This is a genomic window from uncultured Tateyamaria sp., assembly GCF_947503385.1.
Lineage (GTDB): Bacteria > Pseudomonadota > Alphaproteobacteria > Rhodobacterales > Rhodobacteraceae > Tateyamaria.
In genome coordinates, this window is record NZ_CANNDO010000004.1 from 88705 (window position 1) to 104004 (window position 15300).

Sequence of the window (15300 nt, forward strand, 5' to 3'; positions counted from 1 at the left end):
AAGGCACAACCGCCCCGATGCAACTGGTCATACACGCAGGCGCCCATTTCACCGAAGAAGATCGCCTGTTGCGGTGCCTTCTCAACAACAAGGGTGACTTCTCCAAACGGGGGGTCGCGGTGCCCGGTCCGGGCAAATATCGGGCGTTGTTGCGTGACACGCTTGCCGCAATGATTGATGCGCCACCTTCTGCGGATGCGCGGGATGTTCTGCTGGATGTGATCCTCGACGACGAATCGGCCGACCGGGTGATCCTAAGCCACATGTTTCTCTTTGGCGCGCCCCGCGCCATTGTCCGCGATGGGTTGATGTATTGTCTTGCCCCGGAACGCATGGTGCAGATCGCGTCGCTGTTTCCGCATGACGACATTGAGCTCTTCTTTGCCATGCGGAACCCGGCCACGTTCCTGCCTGCCCTGTTCACTCAGGCGCCGCAGGAGGACATGCATACCTTTCTGCGGGCACGCGACCCCTACAGCATTCGCTGGTCCGAGACGTTTTCCGAGATCCGCGCCGCAGCCCCCGACATCCCGATCACCACGTGGTGCTTTGAGGATATGCCGCTGATCTGGGCGCAAATCATCCGCGAAATGGGCGGGCTGGAACATGGCGAAAAGATCATCGGCGGTTTTGACTTGCTGGCCGACATCATGACTGCCGAAGGGATGCAACGGTTCCGCACCTACCTCAAATCGCACGCGGGCATGAGCGAGGTGCAAAAACGGCGCGTGATTGCGGCGTTCCTCGACAAATTTGCGATCGAGGAAGAGATCGAGGAAGAATTGAATGCCCCCGGCTGGACCGAAGAGGTGATCGACACCATGACCGACATCTATGAAGAGGATGTACTGGCGGTGTCGCGCATCCCGGGTGTGACGGTCATTTCGCCCTAGGAATCCCGTCAAAGGTCGGCAGACCGTCTGCGATTGTATGAAAGGGCTGCGCTTCGTCAAAACAGATCGCCACGCGCGGCACAAAACCTGACGGGTCGTCAAGCGTCCCCACCTTGAGAACCAACGCCGTCTGATCGCTGCGCTGCGTCAGGATATGGGTGCCGCATGTGCCACAAAAAGAGCGTGTCACCGGCGTGTCTGGCAACGGGTGCCGGAACTGCGCCGGTTGCCCCCGGTGCCATTGGAACCCTGTGGGAGAGACGAGATGGAAGTATTGCGGGCCTCCGCCCGCGATGTGTTGACACGCACGACAATGGCACTGACCGGCCACGGGCCCGTCCAATTGCGCCGTGTAGCGCAGGGCACCGCAATAGCATCCGCCAGCAGCGAGATTCTTGGTGGTTTCAGACATCATCTTGATCTAGGTTCGGAAAACGTACCAACACATAATCAAGGCTGAGTTCATTTGTCAAACCCTGATAATCTGCCGCGCAAAGCGCCGGTCGCTCTGGAGGATTGCGGCGCGGCGCGCGCGCTCGATGTGGTGCCAGACCGGTGGACTTGGTTGATCCTGCGACACCTGATGTATGGCGTTGGGCGGTTTGCTGACATTCAGGACGACATCGGCATTCCAAAATCGGTCCTGTCTGCGCGGCTCGCGGCGCTGGTGGATCAAGGCCTCGCGGACAAGCAGCCCTACCGGGATGGCACGGCGCGAACACGCCACGCCTATGTTTTGACGCGCAAGGGGCGCGGGCTGGTGCCCGTCATCCTTGCCCTGATGCATTGGGGGGACACACATCTGAAAGACGGTGAAAGCGCATTGGCGCTGACTGACAGGCGCACCGGCGCACCGTTGCGCGTGGCGCTGACGCCAGAGGATGCCGCGCTGCCGCTACGACGCCTGCGCTACAGGCCGGTGCAAGGTCGCACCGGCTGACCGGTGCCTAGCGCATTCCCAGCGCTTCTTTGTACATTTCCAGCACGGCTTCTTCTTCGGCGATGTCGTCGCTGTCGCGCTTGCGCAGGGCAATGACCTTGCGCATGACTTTGGTGTCATAGCCCCGCCCCTTGGCCTCGGCCATCACCTCTTTTTGTTGGTCAGCGATGTCCTTTTTCTCCGCCTCCAGACGCTCAAGACGTTCGATGAACTGGCGCAGTTCATCTGCGGTGACGCGGTAGCTTTCGGCATTGGTGGCGGTGTCGGTCATGTGGGCCTCGTGTCCTGACTGAAACCGCTGGATAGCGGGGGGGCCGCGCCCGTGCAAGGGGGCGTGCGGCTTGTATCCCGTCCTGCGCTGCGCTAGCCCTCGGGTCATGGAACAGACAACCCGCGCCCCCGTTTTCGAGATCCTGATCTGGTCCGGAGCAGGCTTTGCCGTTCTGGGTCTGCTTGGCCTGATTTGGTGTATCAGCACCGTGTGGCGCGCGCGCCGTGCCAAGTTGCCCGACGAAGAGATGCGTGCCGTCATGGCCAGCGTCCTGCCCCGCAACCTTGGGGCGCTATTCATATCGGTGCTGGGGCTTATGCTGGTTGTGCTTGGCGTGTTCATGGGGTGACGTGATGGAGATGTCCTGGGTTTACGGATTGATTGGCGGGCTGATGATTGGCTGCGCCGGGGCGGTTCTGTTGCTGGGCACAGGTCGGATCATGGGGGCCAGCGGCATCGTCGGCGGCCTGATCGACGGCACCGGCCAGGACCGTGGCACAACGATAGCCTTTTTGATCGGTCTGATCGGGACGCCTGCCATGCTGACGGGTCTGGGCTGGGCGGTTTATACGCAGGCAACCACCCAGCTTTGGCTGTTGGTTCTTGGTGGTCTGGCGGTCGGGATCGGCACGCGATTTGCAAATGGCTGCACCTCTGGCCATGGGGTGTGCGGCATGTCGCGTCTGTCCGTGCGTGGCTTTGCCGCCACGCTGGCCTATATCGGCGCAGGCGCGCTGACTGTAACCGCGCTGCGCGTGGGGCTGGGCCTGTGATGCGCGCAGTATTCGCCGTGCTGAGCGGTGCGCTGTTTGGCGCGGGCCTGCATGTGTCGGGCATGACCAACACGGCGCGCGTGCGTGGATTTCTGGATTTTGCAGGGGCGTGGGACCCGACGCTGGCCTTTGTCATGGGTGGAGCAATGCTGCCTATGTTTGTCGCATGGCGTTTTGCCCGTCGGGGCACGCCGGTGGCCGGTCCGGCCTTTCCGCCGCCGCCCAGCAGCGAGATCTCGCGACCGCTGATTGCGGGATCGGTTCTGTTTGGTGTGGGATGGGGGCTAGTGGGGCTCTGCCCCGGTCCTGCGCTGGCCTCGCTCAGCTATGGGGGCTGGCCCGGTCTGGTGTTTCTGGCTGCGATGCTCGCGGGCATGGGGGCCACACCGCCGTTGCGCCGTGCGCTGGACAGGCGCGCCGCCGGGACATAAACCCGGTGCCATGGATATCCGCCAGATCACACCCGACTATTTCGTAGCCCCGCAGCTTGACCCGGCAGACCTGCCCGAGGTCGCTGCCGCGGGAATCACAACCGTCATCTGCAATCGCCCCGATATCGAGGTGCCGCCGGCCTTTCAGGCCGACGCATTGGAGGCCGCCGCACTGGCGGCGGGCCTGACGTTTCACAGGTTGCCGCTGACCCACGCAACCATGACACCGGACGTCGCCCAGCAGCAAGCCGCGCTGATCGCGGCGTCGGCGGGTCCGGTGCTTGCCTATTGTGCGTCCGGGACCCGGTCAACCGTGGTTTGGACGCTGGGTCATGCCAAGGAAATGGGCGTGGACGCAGTTCTGAACGCCGCGCGTGCGGGGGGCTACAACCTTGACAATATCCGTCCGACGCTGGATGCCATCGCGGCCAGCTAAGGCCCCTACCCCGCTGCCTTGATCGGCGCCAGTTCCGGCAAATCGGCAAGGTCCGGCAAGTCCGCCAGATCGGGCAGGTCGTCGAGGTCCGGCAGGTCAATATCCACGGGTCCCGCCGGGCTGGCCGCAGCATCACCAATGTCGAGAACCTGCGCGTCAGCCCCCAAAGACGCCGACACTTCCGGTGCATCTGACAGGTCCATCAACGCATCCGGTTCCGGGATGGCCGTCCCCACAACCGCGGGCAGGTCGGGCACAGGCGCCGCCGAGCGTTCAGGCAGTTCCACCTTGGGCAGGTCCAATTCCTTGGCGTCGGATTCCCGTCGCATCGGCTGCGACGCGTAGTTCGGTTTGCGTATTGGTTTGACCGCCCGCACGCCGTCCACATGCCCCACGGTGCCCCGTCCCACAACGCGCCCGGTTGCCGTTGTCATTTTCACCTGCGGGAAAGAACGCGGCGGCATCGGCAGCACGTCACCCGGTCGCATCCCGCGCACAGCCTCCAGCGACATCTCGATCTCGCACACCACCATTTCAAGCCGGGTCTCAACCCCCATGATCGCGTCCGCCATCTGCGGCGCAGGCGGAGCCGCCTCATCCGGGTCAAGCAGATCATCGTCATGGCCATGCGCGTCAACATCGGGCCGTGGAAAGACAAGGACTATCTCCCCCTGCCGCGTGCCCTGCGCCACATCCACGGTCAGGCGCAGCACGCAATATTCCGTCGCCTCGAGCGCCAGCATCATGCCGCGCGTATCCTCGGCCCGCGTTCCGAACCGGAACCCTTCGATCAACATCCGCTCTTCTGCAACGTCCAGTGTGGGGGCCACGGCATCCAGCAGATTGTCGATCAGCGGGGCGCACATTGCGGCATCGGTGCGCGTCATCCGGCGTGCGGTGCCATCATCGGCACGCACCTGCCCCAAGGTCTGTTGCTGAATGATGCCGCCCACAAGCGCCTGATCAAACATCGCCGCCCCGCGGGCACGTGCCGGCCCGTCCAGCAGCATCAGCAGCGCGTCATCGTTGAACACATCCCCCAGCGCGTCTGCGTCCACGTTCTGCACCACCGCCCCGATCATCGCCATGGGCAAGTCCAGAACGGAATCTGCGACCCGCCCAAGCGCAAGTCGCATCCCCTTTTGCAAGGTGACTGAACGCGCCTGATGATGCGCGCGCCCTGCGCTTGCAAGCCGTTGCAGCGCATTGGATGGCGTTTGATCGTCCATACACTCTCTTACGAATGGCCCGGTCCGTGGGAGCAGGATTAATGCCGATTGGTTACCAAGGGCTTTAGGCGCGCGGAAAAGCGGCGCAACCTACTGCGCGGCCAACGCGGCCTGCGCGGGCAGGATCACGACAAAGCGGTTGCCGTCCTGCGTCGGGTCCAGCACGATATCGCCGCCCAAACGCGTCATGATCTCGCGGCAGATGGCAAGACCCAGGCCAGCGCCTGCACCGGGCGTTCCGTCGATGCGCGCGAATTTTTCAAAAATCAGGTCGCGTTCCGAGGTCGCAATTGGCGTCCCGTTATCAAAAAACACGACGCACACGGCTCCGTCGCGGTTTTCCACCGACACGTCCAACTGCGGGTGTTCGGCATCACAATATTTGTCTGCGTTCGTCATCAGATTGATGAACACCTGGGCCAGCCGGTCCAGATCCGTGCTAAGCGACACCGCTTCGTTCAACCGCCGCCGCTTGATCGCCAACGCGCCGGAACCGCTGGCCTGCGCGGTGATCACCGCCTTTTCCAGCACATCCTCAAGGCGGCCCGTTTCGACGTTCAGGTTGACCTGCCCGTTCTCCAAAACGCTGAGGTCCAGCAGATCATCCAGCAGCCGCGTCAGGCGAATCGCCTCGCCGTGGATGATCGAGGCGTATTTGGTCTTTTCCACCTGCCCCATCCCTTCGGTGTCCCGCAGGATTTCGGAGAATGAGCGGATGGAGGTCATCGGGGTGCGCAATTCATGGCTGATCTGGCTCAGGAAGGCGTCTTTTTGCACCGACAGAGCCGTCAGCTTGTCATTTGCGGTGCGCAATTGGCCCGCCGTGCGGGTCAGTTCCGCGCTTTTGGCTTCGAGCTGGCTGGAATATTCGAGGATTTGCGCGGATTCGTCGGCCACCGCCATCAGATCCTCGACCGACACCGAAGCGCCCCCCACCAGCTGCGAGATCATGGCGTGGGCCGTGGCCGCCCCGACCGAACCTGCCAATTCCCGTTCAAGACGCTGAAGAAACGCTTGGCTTGGTTCGGGCAAGTGACCAGCGATGCCCTGACGGTCCGCCTCTTCTCGAAAGAGCTTGCGCGCCTCGTCCGCGCCCAGAATGCGCTGCGCCATGATCATCAGATCCTCAGACGTGGCCATGGCCGCGTGCCATTCGCGCGGCTGGCCGGACAATTCGAACACGTTGACAAATTGCGCGCCCTGAAGACGCTCCAGAGGTGTCGGAAACGTGACCAGCGACCCGATGATAAACGCAAAGGTGTTCAGGGTCAGTGACCAGACCACCGCGTGCACGGTCGGGTCCAGCCCTTCGATCCCAAAGAGCGCCTGCGGGCGCAGCCAGCCAACGCCCCAAGGGCCTTCGGCCAGCAGCCGCGCGGACATCGCTGCATCCGGGCCAAAACTGGGCAAAAGCGACGCATATATCCAGACGACAAAGCCGATGATCAGACCGGCCAGCGCCCCCCAACGCGACGCTCCGCGCCAAAAGATGCCGCCCAGAAGCGCAGGCAAAAACTGCGCCACACCGGTGAACGAAATCAGCCCAATGGCAGCAAGTGCGGCACCGCCGCCGGAAAATCGATAGTAAAGATAGCCCAGCCCGAGGATCATCAGAATGGATGCGCGCCGCGCCAGCAGGACCACGTTCCGCACGTCCCCCGACACCAGTGCGCCCTCGCGCCCCTGCGCGTTCAGCCAGACCGGCATGACCACATGGTTGGACACCATCGTCGCCAGCGCCAGCGTGGCCACGATCACCATGGAAGTGGCCGATGAAAACCCGCCGAGAAAGCTGAGACCGGCCAGCCCTGCGCGCCCCTCGGCCAGCGGTATGGTCAGAACGAACAGATCGGGGTTGGACCCTGCGGGCAAAATATCGAGCCCCACAACCGCGATCGGCACGACAAAGAGGCTCATCAGCATCAGGTAGACCGGAAACGCCCACGCCGCGATTTGCAGGTGACGTTCGTCATCATTCTCGACCACAAGTACCTGAAACATGCGCGGCAGGCACAAAAAGGCCACGGCGGACAGTGCTGTCAGGGCAACCCAGCGCGACTTGTCAATCTGCCACGTACCAATGGGCGACGCGTCGATCTTTGCCAACATTGGCTGCACGCCGCCCGCAATCCCCCACACCACAAAGACGCCGACAGCAATCAGTGCGACCAGCTTGACCACGGCCTCGACCGCGATGGCCATCACCACGCCGCTGTGGCGTTCGTTTGCATCCAGCTTGCGGGTGCCGAACAGGACGGTGAACAGCGCCAGCCCCCCCGCGACCCAGAACGCGGAGGCCGGATTGGTCAGCGCGCCGGTGTCCGACGGCCCGGCAAAGGCCCCCAGCGACAGGGTGACCGACTGCAATTGCAGCGCAATATAGGGTGTCACACCGACGACAGCCATCAGCGTCACAACAATGGCCAGCAGGTTCGATTTCCCGTAGCGCGCCGAAATCAGGTCTGCGATGGAGGTCGCGCGCTGCGCCCGTCCGATGCGGACAAGTTTGCGCAGAATCCACCACCAGCCCAGCATCACCAATGTCGGTCCCAAATAGATCGTGACGAATTCCATCCCGGACCGCGCCGCATACCCCACGGCACCATAGAACGTCCAAGCGGTGCAATAGATCGACAGCGACAGCGTGTAGACCCAAGGGGACCGCAACCAACCGCCCTGGCCCCGTGCCGCCGCACGCTCCGCAAAAAACGCAATCGCAAAGAGAAACGCCACATAGGCGAGGCTGACCGCAACCAGTTGGTTGACCGAGGTCACGCGACCTCTCCGTCGTCGCTGTCGTCCGGGTCAGGAACATCAACCGGGCGCGCCGACCACAGGATGCTCCACAACCCGTAGGCCGCGCAGATCAGCATCAGCCAGACGAGAAACACATAGATCACGGCGGTCGACATGGACACCGGAACCTCCGGCGTATCCGGCGCCGTGGGCCAGAACAGCGGGAGCATAAACAAGAGTGCGGCAAAGATCGGCAACAGCCGCACCGCATCCATCATCCGCCGACGGCGGTAGCTGCGCCTTTCAAGAAAGACAGACGACGGCAGCGGACGTTTCATCGGGCCAATTGGACAAGGTCGCGCACAGCCGTCAGCACCTCGACATTCGAAAACGGCTTGGTCATGAACCGGCTGACACCCGCCCGCTCGGCCTCGTCCCGGTCGCGTGACTGACCGCGCGCGGTCAGCATCAGGATCGGCATCTTGGTGAATGCCGGGTCTGCGCGCAGTTCCTTGAGGATCTCCATCCCGCTCTTGCCCGGCAGCATATAGTCGAGCATCAACAGGTCGGGCTGCACGGCCCGCACCGCCTCGACGGCCGTTGCGCCGTCACTATGCGTGTCCACCTGCCAGCCTTCACGGCTGAGCAGGAAGCGGATCGCTTCGATGATGTTGGTCTCGTCCTCAACCAGCAGAACATGCTTGCCCATGCCTGCACCTCCTCCCCGAATGGCGCCGTGGGGTCTTTGACCTCTTGTGACGCTTTGAAACTATGTGCGTATTTCCGCCTGCTGTCAAAAACCCTCGCTCAGAATCGACGGCTCGCGGCGGCCGGGGCAGTCGCGCCGTGGGCAGATACGACAGGACGGGCCAAGCGGAAGCGGATCCGGCGCCGTGGTCCGGTCATCCGCGCTGACCGGCACCATCAGCATCGTGGCTTCGGTCAGCGGTGCCACATTGGCCGTTGCGGGCCCCACCACATCGGCAATGGCATAGCAGTCGAACAAAGCGGTGCCGCGGCCCAGCATCTCGACTCGTGTGCAAATGGCGACCCCCGGGCGCGCCTGCGCCTCGAACACCGGCCAAAGTGGGCACGTGGCCCCGTGGCGGGGGATCGCAAAGCCTGACACCGCCTTGCGAAAGATCAGACTGCCCGAACGGTCAGCCACGATCAGACCCAGACTTTGGTCCTGCAACAACGCAAGCCGGCGCATGGCCTGCGCCACCGGCACGCCGCACGCATTGGCAATGCGGATCGGGTCAAGACCATGTTGCGCCACCGCGTCACCCAGAACCGCGTCGGACAGCGCGGCCTGATCGCCCGCAATGCGGCGGAGCACGGTGCGCGCCACGCGGCGCGCGGCATCGGTGGTCAATTCGGGTGCGGCGGCCAGCACGTCGGATGCGGTACTGGCCTGCGCGTCCAGCCCGTCGAACCGGTAATCATTGGCCCCCAAAAAGGCCTCCACCTCTTCCTGAATGGACAGGCCCGATGCCGCCTCGCCCGTTTCAGCATCGAGAAAGCCCACCAGCGCCTTGGAACTGTCGGCCAGTCGCTGGCTGTCAGTGTCGAGGTTGGCGTGGAATCTGCCGCGCCATTCAAGGCTCAAATCCGGATCCTCGGCCAAAATCGACGCGGTGGCGCGGATCGACGCGGCGGTCGACAGGACCTCATGCACGGATGCGGCAAGGTTTGGGTCATAGGCCAATCGGTCGCTCAACGTCTCGACCGTGCGTTCCAGCGTGCCAATACGGCGGTGTGCTGCGGCCAGCGCTTCGGCCCAGCCGGGAAAGCGGCCTGCAAATTCATCCACCCGTTCGGCCTCGGATGTGCCCATGTTCTGGGATGCAGCCGCCTCACGCAACGTGGCGATCAACGCGGCTTCGGCTCCTTCGGTCAATACGGATGGGTCAACGCTTAACGCAGATGCGATGTCGAGCAGCAGCTTGCCGCCGATTCTGCGCCGGTTGTGCTCGATCAGGTTGAGGTAGGAGGCGGAAATGCCCAAATTGCGCGCCAGATCCGCCTGTTTGAGTCCGGTCATGATGCGACGCTCGCGGATCCGCGTGCCTGCCAGTGCCTCGCGCGCCATGTGCCCCTCCGGTGCTGCCCCAAGGATTTGCGTTGCAATTCAGTGGCTTTCTGCGCTGCAACGTAAGAAACTTTACAATGCATACCATCGCATTGTGCAAATGTTTACAAAATAATCATGCCATACGAGGGGTTTATTGCGCAGTTTTCTGTCTTCGCGCCATAACGTCTTTGCACCAATGTGTGCCGTGCGTCGTGGGTGGAGGAGCCCGCGCCGCACCGTTCAAACGAAACGGGAGGATTTTCATGTCCAAAATGACTCTGTCGCGTCGCGGCGTGCTCACAACCGGCGCAGCTGCCGGTGCGGGCCTCGCTCTGCCGACTTATCTGCCGGCGGCAAGCCACGCAGGATTTACCAACGCACCCACCGGGAGCACAGTGACACTGGGCTTCAACGTACCCCAGACCGGTCCCTACGCTGACGAAGGTGCGGACGAACTGCGCGCCTATGAACTGGCGGTCGAGCACCTGAACGGTGGTGGCGACGGCGGCCTGATGAACACGTTCTCGTCCAAAGCCCTGCAAGGCAACGGCATCCTGGGCAAGAAAGTCGAATACGTCACAGGTGATACACAGACCAAATCGGACGCGGCACGCGCATCGGCCCGGTCGATGATCGAAAAAGACGGCGCCGTGATGATCACGGGCGGTTCGTCCTCGGGTGTGGCTGTGGCCGTGCAGGCGCTCTGCCAAGAGGCTGGCGTTATCTTCATGGCGGGTCTGACCCACTCCAACGACACCACGGGCAAGGACAAGAAGGCCAATGGCTTCCGCCACTTCTTCAACTCCTACATGTCCGGTGCGGCGCTCGCGCCGATCCTTGGTGCAAACTACGGCACCGACCGCAAGGCGTACCACCTGACCGCTGACTACAACTGGGGCTACACCACAGAAGAAGCGGTGCGGACCTCGACCGAAGCGATTGGCTGGGAAACCGTGGCCGCGGTGAAAACACCGCTGACACAGACCGACTTCTCGTCCTATATCGCGCCGGTTCTGCAATCGGGTGCGGACGTGCTGGTTCTGAACCACTACGGCGGCAACATGGTGAACTCGCTGACCAACGCGGTTCAGTTCGGCCTGCGCGACAAGCTGGTGAACAACAAGAACTTCGAAATCGTTGTTCCGCTCTACTCGCGCCTGATGGCGAAGGGTGCGGGTGCCAACGTGAAGGGCATCTTTGGGTCCACCAACTGGCACTGGTCGCTGCAAGACGAAGGCTCCAAAGCGTTCGTGCAATCCTTCGGCACCAAATACGGCTTCCCGCCCAGCCAGGCGGCACACACCTGCTACGTTCAGGCGATGCTGTACGCGGACGCCGTGGAACGCGCCGGGTCGTTCAACCCTTGCGCGGTGGCCGAAGCCCTTGAGGACTTCGAATTCGACGGCATGGGCAATGGCCCGACCCTCTACCGCGCCGAAGACCACCAGTGCTTTAAGGACGTGCTGGTCGTGAAAGGGAAAGAGAACCCGACTTCGGATTTCGACCTTCTCGAGATCGTGGAAGTCACGCCGACAAGCCAGGTCACCTACGACGCCTCCATCTTTGGCGGCGAGCTGGGCACCTGCAACCCCGGCGCCTAAGGCTCTTGGACAAGATCAGGGTGGGCAGATTGCCCACCCTACCCACAGGCTGTGACAACCGGCCTGCTCTCTCTCATTCCAACCAAAGGTCCGACCGATGGAAGCCATCATCCTGCAAGTCTTGAACGGCCTCGACAAAGGCTCGGCCTACGCGCTGATCGCGTTGGGCCTGACCCTGATCTTCGGCACGTTGGGCGTCGTCAATTTCGCCCACGGGGCGCTGTTCATGATCGGTGCGTTCTGTGCTGTCACCCTCAGCCGCATCCTCACCCTCAGCCACACCATCGTGGATGAGACGCAAAAGGACTTTCTCGGCAACCCGCTCAAGGTCGAAGTGCCTTATGTCTACGACTGGTTCGGACAGGCCACGGGCGATGTGATCATAGATTGGGCCGTCCCGCTATCGATCCTGTTCGCCATCCCGGTCATGGTGGCCATCGGCGTGCTGATGGAGCGCGGGCTGATCAAGCATTTTTACAAGCGCCCCCACGCGGACCAAATCCTTGTGACCTTTGGCCTCGCGATCGTGCTTCAGGAAATCATCAAGTATTACTATGGCGCCAATCCGATCCCGACGCCTGCGCCGTCGGCATTTGTCGGATCGTTCGATTTTGGAACCATGCTGGGCTTTGAAGCCAACCAGATCATCTACCCCTACTGGCGTATCATCTACTTTGCCTTTGCCGCGATCATCATCGGTGCCGTCTTTGCGTTCTTGCAGTTCACCACCTTCGGGATGGTGGTCCGCGCTGGCATGGCGGACCGCGAGACCGTGCAACTGTTGGGCATCAACATTGACAAGCGATTCACGCTCATGTTCGGCATCGCGGCTGCGGTCGCGGGGCTGGCGGGTGTGATGTACACGCCGATCAACTCACCCAACTACCACATGGGCATGGACTTCCTCGTGCTGAGCTTTGTGGTGGTGGTTGTGGGCGGCATGGGGTCCCTTCCCGGTGCTGTTCTGGCGGGGTTTGTTCTGGGCATTCTGGAAAGCTTTGCGTCGATGCGCGAGGTGCTGGCGATCCTGCCGGGCCTGAACCAGATCATCATCTACCTTGTCGCAATCATCATTCTGCTGACCCGTCCTCGGGGCCTTATGGGCCGCAAGGGCGTGATGGAGGACTAAGCCATGCTCGGACTTGAAGCCAAAGACTTCCGCCTGCTGATCCTCGTCGCGATCCTGACGATGGCAGCGCCTTTCCTGCTCAACCCTTTCCCCGAAGGCTCCGGCCTTGCGCAGTTCAACGCGGGCTACCCCGACCTGATGCAGCGCTTTGTGATCTTTGGGATTTTTGCGATTGGGTTCAACATCCTCTTCGGCCTGACCGGCTACCTCAGCTTTGGGCACGCCGCGTTTCTGGGTGTCGGGTCCTATGCCGCGATCTGGATGATGAAGCTGCTGACCATGAACGTGATCCCTGCGATCATCGTGTCGGTCATCGTTGCCGGTATCTTTTCACTCGCGGTGGGGTGGATCTCGCTCCGGCGGTCTGGCATCTACTTTTCGATCCTGACACTGGCCTTTGCTCAGATGTCCTATTCGCTGGCCTATTCGGTGCTCACACCGATCACGGGCGGTGAAACGGGCCTCCAACCCAAGGTGAATGATCCGCGCATTCTGGACGGAGCACTGACCGAAGGCGGAACGCCCAAAGCCAACCTCTTTGGCCTTGAGATGGGGTCGAGCATCGAATGGGGTGTGGGCAACTGGCTGTTCACTTTCAACGCAGGCTACTACGTTGCCGCAATCGTGATGCTTGCCGCGTTCTATCTGTCGATCCGCATCTTCCGCTCGCCCTTTGGCATGATGCTGCGGGCTGTCAAATCGAACCAGCAGCGCCTGAACTATACCGGCCTCAACGCCAAACCCTACACGCTGGCCGCGTTCGTGATCTCGGGCATGTATGCCGGTCTGGCTGGCGGTCTGATGGTCGCCATGGACACACAAGTGGGCGCGGAGCGTATGTTCTGGACCGCCTCGGGCGAAGTTGTCCTGATGTCCATTCTGGGCGGTGTCGGCACGCTGATCGGCCCTGTTCTGGGGGCCGGTGCGATCAAGTACATGGAAAACATCCTGTCCAAGATCAACAGCGACATCCTGCACACGTGGTTTGCCTTTCTGCCTGACGGGCTCGAAGACTTCGTGGTCACACTGATCTACCCCTTTATCGGCAAGGGCTGGCACCTCACCCTCGGCCTGATCTTCATGGCTGTGGTGATCTTCCTGCCCGGCGGCCTTGTCGAAGGCGGCCAGCGGATTGCGCGCCTCTTTGGCCGCAAGAAAAAGTCGACTGACACGCCTGACGGCAAAACCACGCCTGCGGAATAAGGAGAGAACTCATGGGTATCCTTGAAGTCAAAAACGTGGGCAAACGGTTCGGTGGTCTGCAAGCGCTGGGGGACGTGAACCTCAGCGTAACCGAGAACACGGTGCACGCCATCATCGGGCCAAATGGCGCGGGCAAATCGACCCTGCTGAACTGTCTGGTGGGCAAGCTGATCCCCGACACCGGCTCTGTCATGTTCGACGGGCAGTCGGTGCTGGGCCGCAAGCCCTACGAAATCAACCAGATGGGCATTTCCCGTGTGTTCCAGACACCGGAAATCTTTGGCGATCTGAGCGTGATGGAAAACATGATGATCCCCTGCTTTGCCAAGCGGGACGGTTCATTCAGGCCAAACGCTTTTATGGATATGTTCAAAGACCGCGAAATCGTCGAACGGGCCGAACAGATGCTCGAAGAGATGAACATGGCCGACGCCCGCAACGACAATGCCGCCACCATGTCGCGCGGCAACAAACGGCGGCTCGAGATTGGCATGTGTCTGGCGCAGGAACCGCGCCTGTTGCTGCTGGACGAACCCACCGCCGGTATGGCGCGGGCCGACACCAACAACACCATCGATCTGCTCAAGCAGATCAAGGAAGAGCGTGACATCACCATTTCGATCATCGAACACGACATGCATGTGGTGTTTTCGCTGGCCGAACGGATCACGGTGCTGGCACAGGGCACCCCGCTGGTCGAAGACACGCCCGACAATATCAAGGGTCACCCCAAAGTGCGCGAAGCGTATCTGGGCGAAACGCAGGACGCCGCGTAGCATGGGCAATCTGCCCATCGCGCGTCACATCACGAGGACTGACACATGAACGTCAAACCTGATTTCTCCAAGGGCGTGAGCCACGCCCAGACCGCCCCGGCCTTTCTCAGCGTGTGGGACATGCACGCCTATTACGGCGAAAGCTACATCGTTCAGGGCATCAGCTTTAACGTCCACGAGGGCGAAATCCTCGCCCTTCTGGGCCGCAACGGTGCGGGCAAAACCTCGACCCTGCGGTCCATTGCGCGCATTGGCGACCCACAAGTGACCCATGGCGAGATTTGGCTGGACCACCAGCCCCTGCACAAAATGTCGAGCCATGAGGCCAGTCAGGCCGGGCTTGGCCTTGTGCCCGAAGACCGGCGCATCATCCCCGGCCTCACCGTCGAAGAGAACCTCAAGCTGGCGCAAATCGCCCCGCCCATCGGGTGGTCAATCGAACGGCTTTATGACCTGTTCCCGCGTCTTGGCGAACGCCGCACCCAAGAAGGCACGACATTGTCAGGGGGTGAACAGCAGATGCTGTCCATTGCTCGCGCGCTGGCCCGTGACATCAAGGTGCTGCTGCTGGATGAGCCCTATGAGGGGCTGGCACCCGTGATCGTGGATGAGATCGAAAAAACCCTGACCATCATCAAGGAACAGGGGATCACCACGATCCTTGTGGAACAGAATGCCGTGCGCGCGCTGCAACTGGCCGACCGCGCCATCATCCTCGACACAGGTGGCATCGTCTTTGACGGCAGCGCCGCCGAAGTTCTTGAGAATGAGGAACTGCGCTCCGAATACCTTGCGATCTGATTTTTCG

At 61.8% G+C, this 15300-nt stretch carries 18 protein-coding genes; 11 read left to right on the forward strand and 7 right to left on the reverse strand.

Annotation, left to right across the window (positions count from 1 at the left end):
• Positions 1 to 17 precede the first annotated feature (17 nt).
• Positions 18 to 893: a hypothetical protein gene (locus tag Q1A85_RS14245; protein ID WP_299690573.1), complete on the forward strand. Its 876-nt coding sequence runs from the start codon at positions 18 to 20 to the stop codon at positions 891 to 893.
• Here Q1A85_RS14245 and Q1A85_RS14250 read toward each other — a convergent pair.
• Positions 880 to 1308 (reverse strand): GFA family protein, encoded by a 429-nt coding sequence (locus tag Q1A85_RS14250; RefSeq protein WP_366140592.1) that lies wholly within the window; start codon positions 1306 to 1308, stop codon positions 880 to 882. The two genes, Q1A85_RS14245 and Q1A85_RS14250, sit on opposite strands and share 14 nt — an antisense overlap.
• A 51-nt stretch (positions 1309 to 1359) precedes the next feature.
• Between Q1A85_RS14250 and Q1A85_RS14255 the strand changes: the two genes are divergently transcribed.
• Positions 1360 to 1833 (forward strand): helix-turn-helix domain-containing protein, encoded by a 474-nt coding sequence (locus tag Q1A85_RS14255; protein ID WP_299690579.1) that lies wholly within the window; start codon positions 1360 to 1362, stop codon positions 1831 to 1833.
• 7 nt (positions 1834 to 1840) lie between these two features.
• Here Q1A85_RS14255 and Q1A85_RS14260 read toward each other — a convergent pair whose 3' ends face one another.
• Positions 1841 to 2104 (reverse strand): DUF2312 domain-containing protein, encoded by a 264-nt coding sequence (locus Q1A85_RS14260; protein WP_299690582.1) that lies wholly within the window; start codon positions 2102 to 2104, stop codon positions 1841 to 1843.
• A 106-nt stretch (positions 2105 to 2210) separates the two neighbouring features.
• On the opposite strand from Q1A85_RS14260, the gene Q1A85_RS14265 reads away from it, so the two are divergent.
• The 4 genes from Q1A85_RS14265 to Q1A85_RS14280 are packed head-to-tail and all read left to right on the forward strand — an operon-like array spanning position 2211 to position 3744.
• Complete coding sequence (locus tag Q1A85_RS14265; protein WP_299690585.1) at positions 2211 to 2453, forward strand: hypothetical protein; 243 nt, start codon at positions 2211 to 2213, stop codon at positions 2451 to 2453.
• A 4-nt stretch (positions 2454 to 2457) separates the two neighbouring features.
• Positions 2458 to 2877, forward strand: a complete 420-nt coding sequence (locus tag Q1A85_RS14270; RefSeq protein WP_299690588.1) for a YeeE/YedE thiosulfate transporter family protein — start codon at positions 2458 to 2460, stop codon at positions 2875 to 2877.
• Positions 2877 to 3308, forward strand: a complete 432-nt coding sequence (locus Q1A85_RS14275) for a DUF6691 family protein (protein WP_299690591.1) — start codon at positions 2877 to 2879, stop codon at positions 3306 to 3308. Before Q1A85_RS14270 ends, Q1A85_RS14275 begins: the two co-directional genes overlap by 1 nt.
• Positions 3309 to 3318: 10 nt before the next feature.
• Entirely contained in the window at positions 3319 to 3744 is a 426-nt protein-coding gene (locus Q1A85_RS14280; protein WP_299690594.1) for a TIGR01244 family sulfur transferase, read from the forward strand.
• A 5-nt stretch (positions 3745 to 3749) separates the two neighbouring features.
• Here Q1A85_RS14280 and Q1A85_RS14285 read toward each other — a convergent pair whose 3' ends face one another.
• The 5 genes from Q1A85_RS14285 to Q1A85_RS14305 all read right to left on the reverse strand — a co-directional run bounded on the left by Q1A85_RS14285 (position 3750) and on the right by Q1A85_RS14305 (position 9801).
• Positions 3750 to 4973, reverse strand: a complete 1224-nt coding sequence (locus tag Q1A85_RS14285; protein WP_299690597.1) for a FliM/FliN family flagellar motor C-terminal domain-containing protein — start codon at positions 4971 to 4973, stop codon at positions 3750 to 3752.
• 90 nt (positions 4974 to 5063) lie between these two features.
• A complete protein-coding gene (locus Q1A85_RS14290; RefSeq protein WP_299690600.1) occupies positions 5064 to 7748 on the reverse strand; it encodes a sensor histidine kinase in 2685 nt (894 codons plus the stop codon).
• Positions 7745 to 8047 carry a hypothetical protein gene (locus Q1A85_RS14295; RefSeq protein ID WP_299690604.1) on the reverse strand — a complete coding sequence of 101 codons (303 nt, stop codon included), beginning with the start codon at positions 8045 to 8047 and terminating at the stop codon, positions 7745 to 7747. Before Q1A85_RS14295 ends, Q1A85_RS14290 begins: the two co-directional genes overlap by 4 nt.
• Positions 8044 to 8418, reverse strand: a complete 375-nt coding sequence (locus Q1A85_RS14300) for a response regulator (RefSeq protein ID WP_299690607.1) — start codon at positions 8416 to 8418, stop codon at positions 8044 to 8046. The genes Q1A85_RS14295 and Q1A85_RS14300 overlap by 4 nt, the downstream gene beginning before the upstream one ends.
• A gap of 84 nt (positions 8419 to 8502) precedes the next feature.
• The gene (locus Q1A85_RS14305) at positions 8503 to 9801 is read right to left on the reverse strand and encodes a helix-turn-helix domain-containing protein (RefSeq protein ID WP_299690610.1); all 1299 of its coding nucleotides are present in this window, start codon (positions 9799 to 9801) and stop codon (positions 8503 to 8505) included.
• A gap of 245 nt (positions 9802 to 10046) precedes the next feature.
• Here Q1A85_RS14305 and Q1A85_RS14310 point away from each other — a divergent pair, with 245 nt between their 5' ends.
• The 5 genes from Q1A85_RS14310 to Q1A85_RS14330 all read left to right on the forward strand — a co-directional run bounded on the left by Q1A85_RS14310 (position 10047) and on the right by Q1A85_RS14330 (position 15293).
• Positions 10047 to 11384, forward strand: a complete 1338-nt coding sequence (locus tag Q1A85_RS14310) for a substrate-binding protein (RefSeq protein WP_299690613.1) — start codon at positions 10047 to 10049, stop codon at positions 11382 to 11384.
• A gap of 97 nt (positions 11385 to 11481) precedes the next feature.
• On the forward strand, positions 11482 to 12513 hold the full coding sequence (locus Q1A85_RS14315) for a branched-chain amino acid ABC transporter permease (protein ID WP_299690615.1): 1032 nt from the start codon (positions 11482 to 11484) through the stop codon (positions 12511 to 12513).
• A gap of 3 nt (positions 12514 to 12516) precedes the next feature.
• The gene (locus tag Q1A85_RS14320) at positions 12517 to 13716 is read left to right on the forward strand and encodes a branched-chain amino acid ABC transporter permease (protein WP_299690618.1); all 1200 of its coding nucleotides are present in this window, start codon (positions 12517 to 12519) and stop codon (positions 13714 to 13716) included.
• An 11-nt stretch (positions 13717 to 13727) separates the two neighbouring features.
• Positions 13728 to 14492: an ABC transporter ATP-binding protein gene (locus Q1A85_RS14325; RefSeq protein ID WP_299690621.1), complete on the forward strand. Its 765-nt coding sequence runs from the start codon at positions 13728 to 13730 to the stop codon at positions 14490 to 14492.
• Positions 14493 to 14537: 45 nt separating this feature from the next.
• Entirely contained in the window at positions 14538 to 15293 is a 756-nt protein-coding gene (locus tag Q1A85_RS14330) for an ABC transporter ATP-binding protein (protein ID WP_299690624.1), read from the forward strand.
• Positions 15294 to 15300: the final 7 nt, after the last annotated feature.

Coding starts and splice junctions, on each gene's coding strand:
- Q1A85_RS14245 (WP_299690573.1), top strand. CDS start 18: ATGCAACTGGTCATACACGCAGGCGCCCATTTCACCGAAGAAGATCGC.
- Q1A85_RS14250 (WP_366140592.1), bottom strand. CDS start 1,308: ATGATGTCTGAAACCACCAAGAATCTCGCTGCTGGCGGATGCTATTGC.
- Q1A85_RS14260 (WP_299690582.1), bottom strand. CDS start 2,104: ATGACCGACACCGCCACCAATGCCGAAAGCTACCGCGTCACCGCAGAT.
- Q1A85_RS14265 (WP_299690585.1), top strand. CDS start 2,211: ATGGAACAGACAACCCGCGCCCCCGTTTTCGAGATCCTGATCTGGTCC.
- Q1A85_RS14270 (WP_299690588.1), top strand. CDS start 2,458: ATGGAGATGTCCTGGGTTTACGGATTGATTGGCGGGCTGATGATTGGC.
- Q1A85_RS14275 (WP_299690591.1), top strand. CDS start 2,877: ATGCGCGCAGTATTCGCCGTGCTGAGCGGTGCGCTGTTTGGCGCGGGC.
- Q1A85_RS14280 (WP_299690594.1), top strand. CDS start 3,319: ATGGATATCCGCCAGATCACACCCGACTATTTCGTAGCCCCGCAGCTT.
- Q1A85_RS14285 (WP_299690597.1), bottom strand. CDS start 4,973: ATGGACGATCAAACGCCATCCAATGCGCTGCAACGGCTTGCAAGCGCA.
- Q1A85_RS14295 (WP_299690604.1), bottom strand. CDS start 8,047: ATGAAACGTCCGCTGCCGTCGTCTGTCTTTCTTGAAAGGCGCAGCTAC.
- Q1A85_RS14300 (WP_299690607.1), bottom strand. CDS start 8,418: ATGGGCAAGCATGTTCTGCTGGTTGAGGACGAGACCAACATCATCGAA.
- Q1A85_RS14305 (WP_299690610.1), bottom strand. CDS start 9,801: ATGGCGCGCGAGGCACTGGCAGGCACGCGGATCCGCGAGCGTCGCATC.
- Q1A85_RS14310 (WP_299690613.1), top strand. CDS start 10,047: ATGTCCAAAATGACTCTGTCGCGTCGCGGCGTGCTCACAACCGGCGCA.
- Q1A85_RS14315 (WP_299690615.1), top strand. CDS start 11,482: ATGGAAGCCATCATCCTGCAAGTCTTGAACGGCCTCGACAAAGGCTCG.
- Q1A85_RS14320 (WP_299690618.1), top strand. CDS start 12,517: ATGCTCGGACTTGAAGCCAAAGACTTCCGCCTGCTGATCCTCGTCGCG.
- Q1A85_RS14325 (WP_299690621.1), top strand. CDS start 13,728: ATGGGTATCCTTGAAGTCAAAAACGTGGGCAAACGGTTCGGTGGTCTG.
- Q1A85_RS14330 (WP_299690624.1), top strand. CDS start 14,538: ATGAACGTCAAACCTGATTTCTCCAAGGGCGTGAGCCACGCCCAGACC.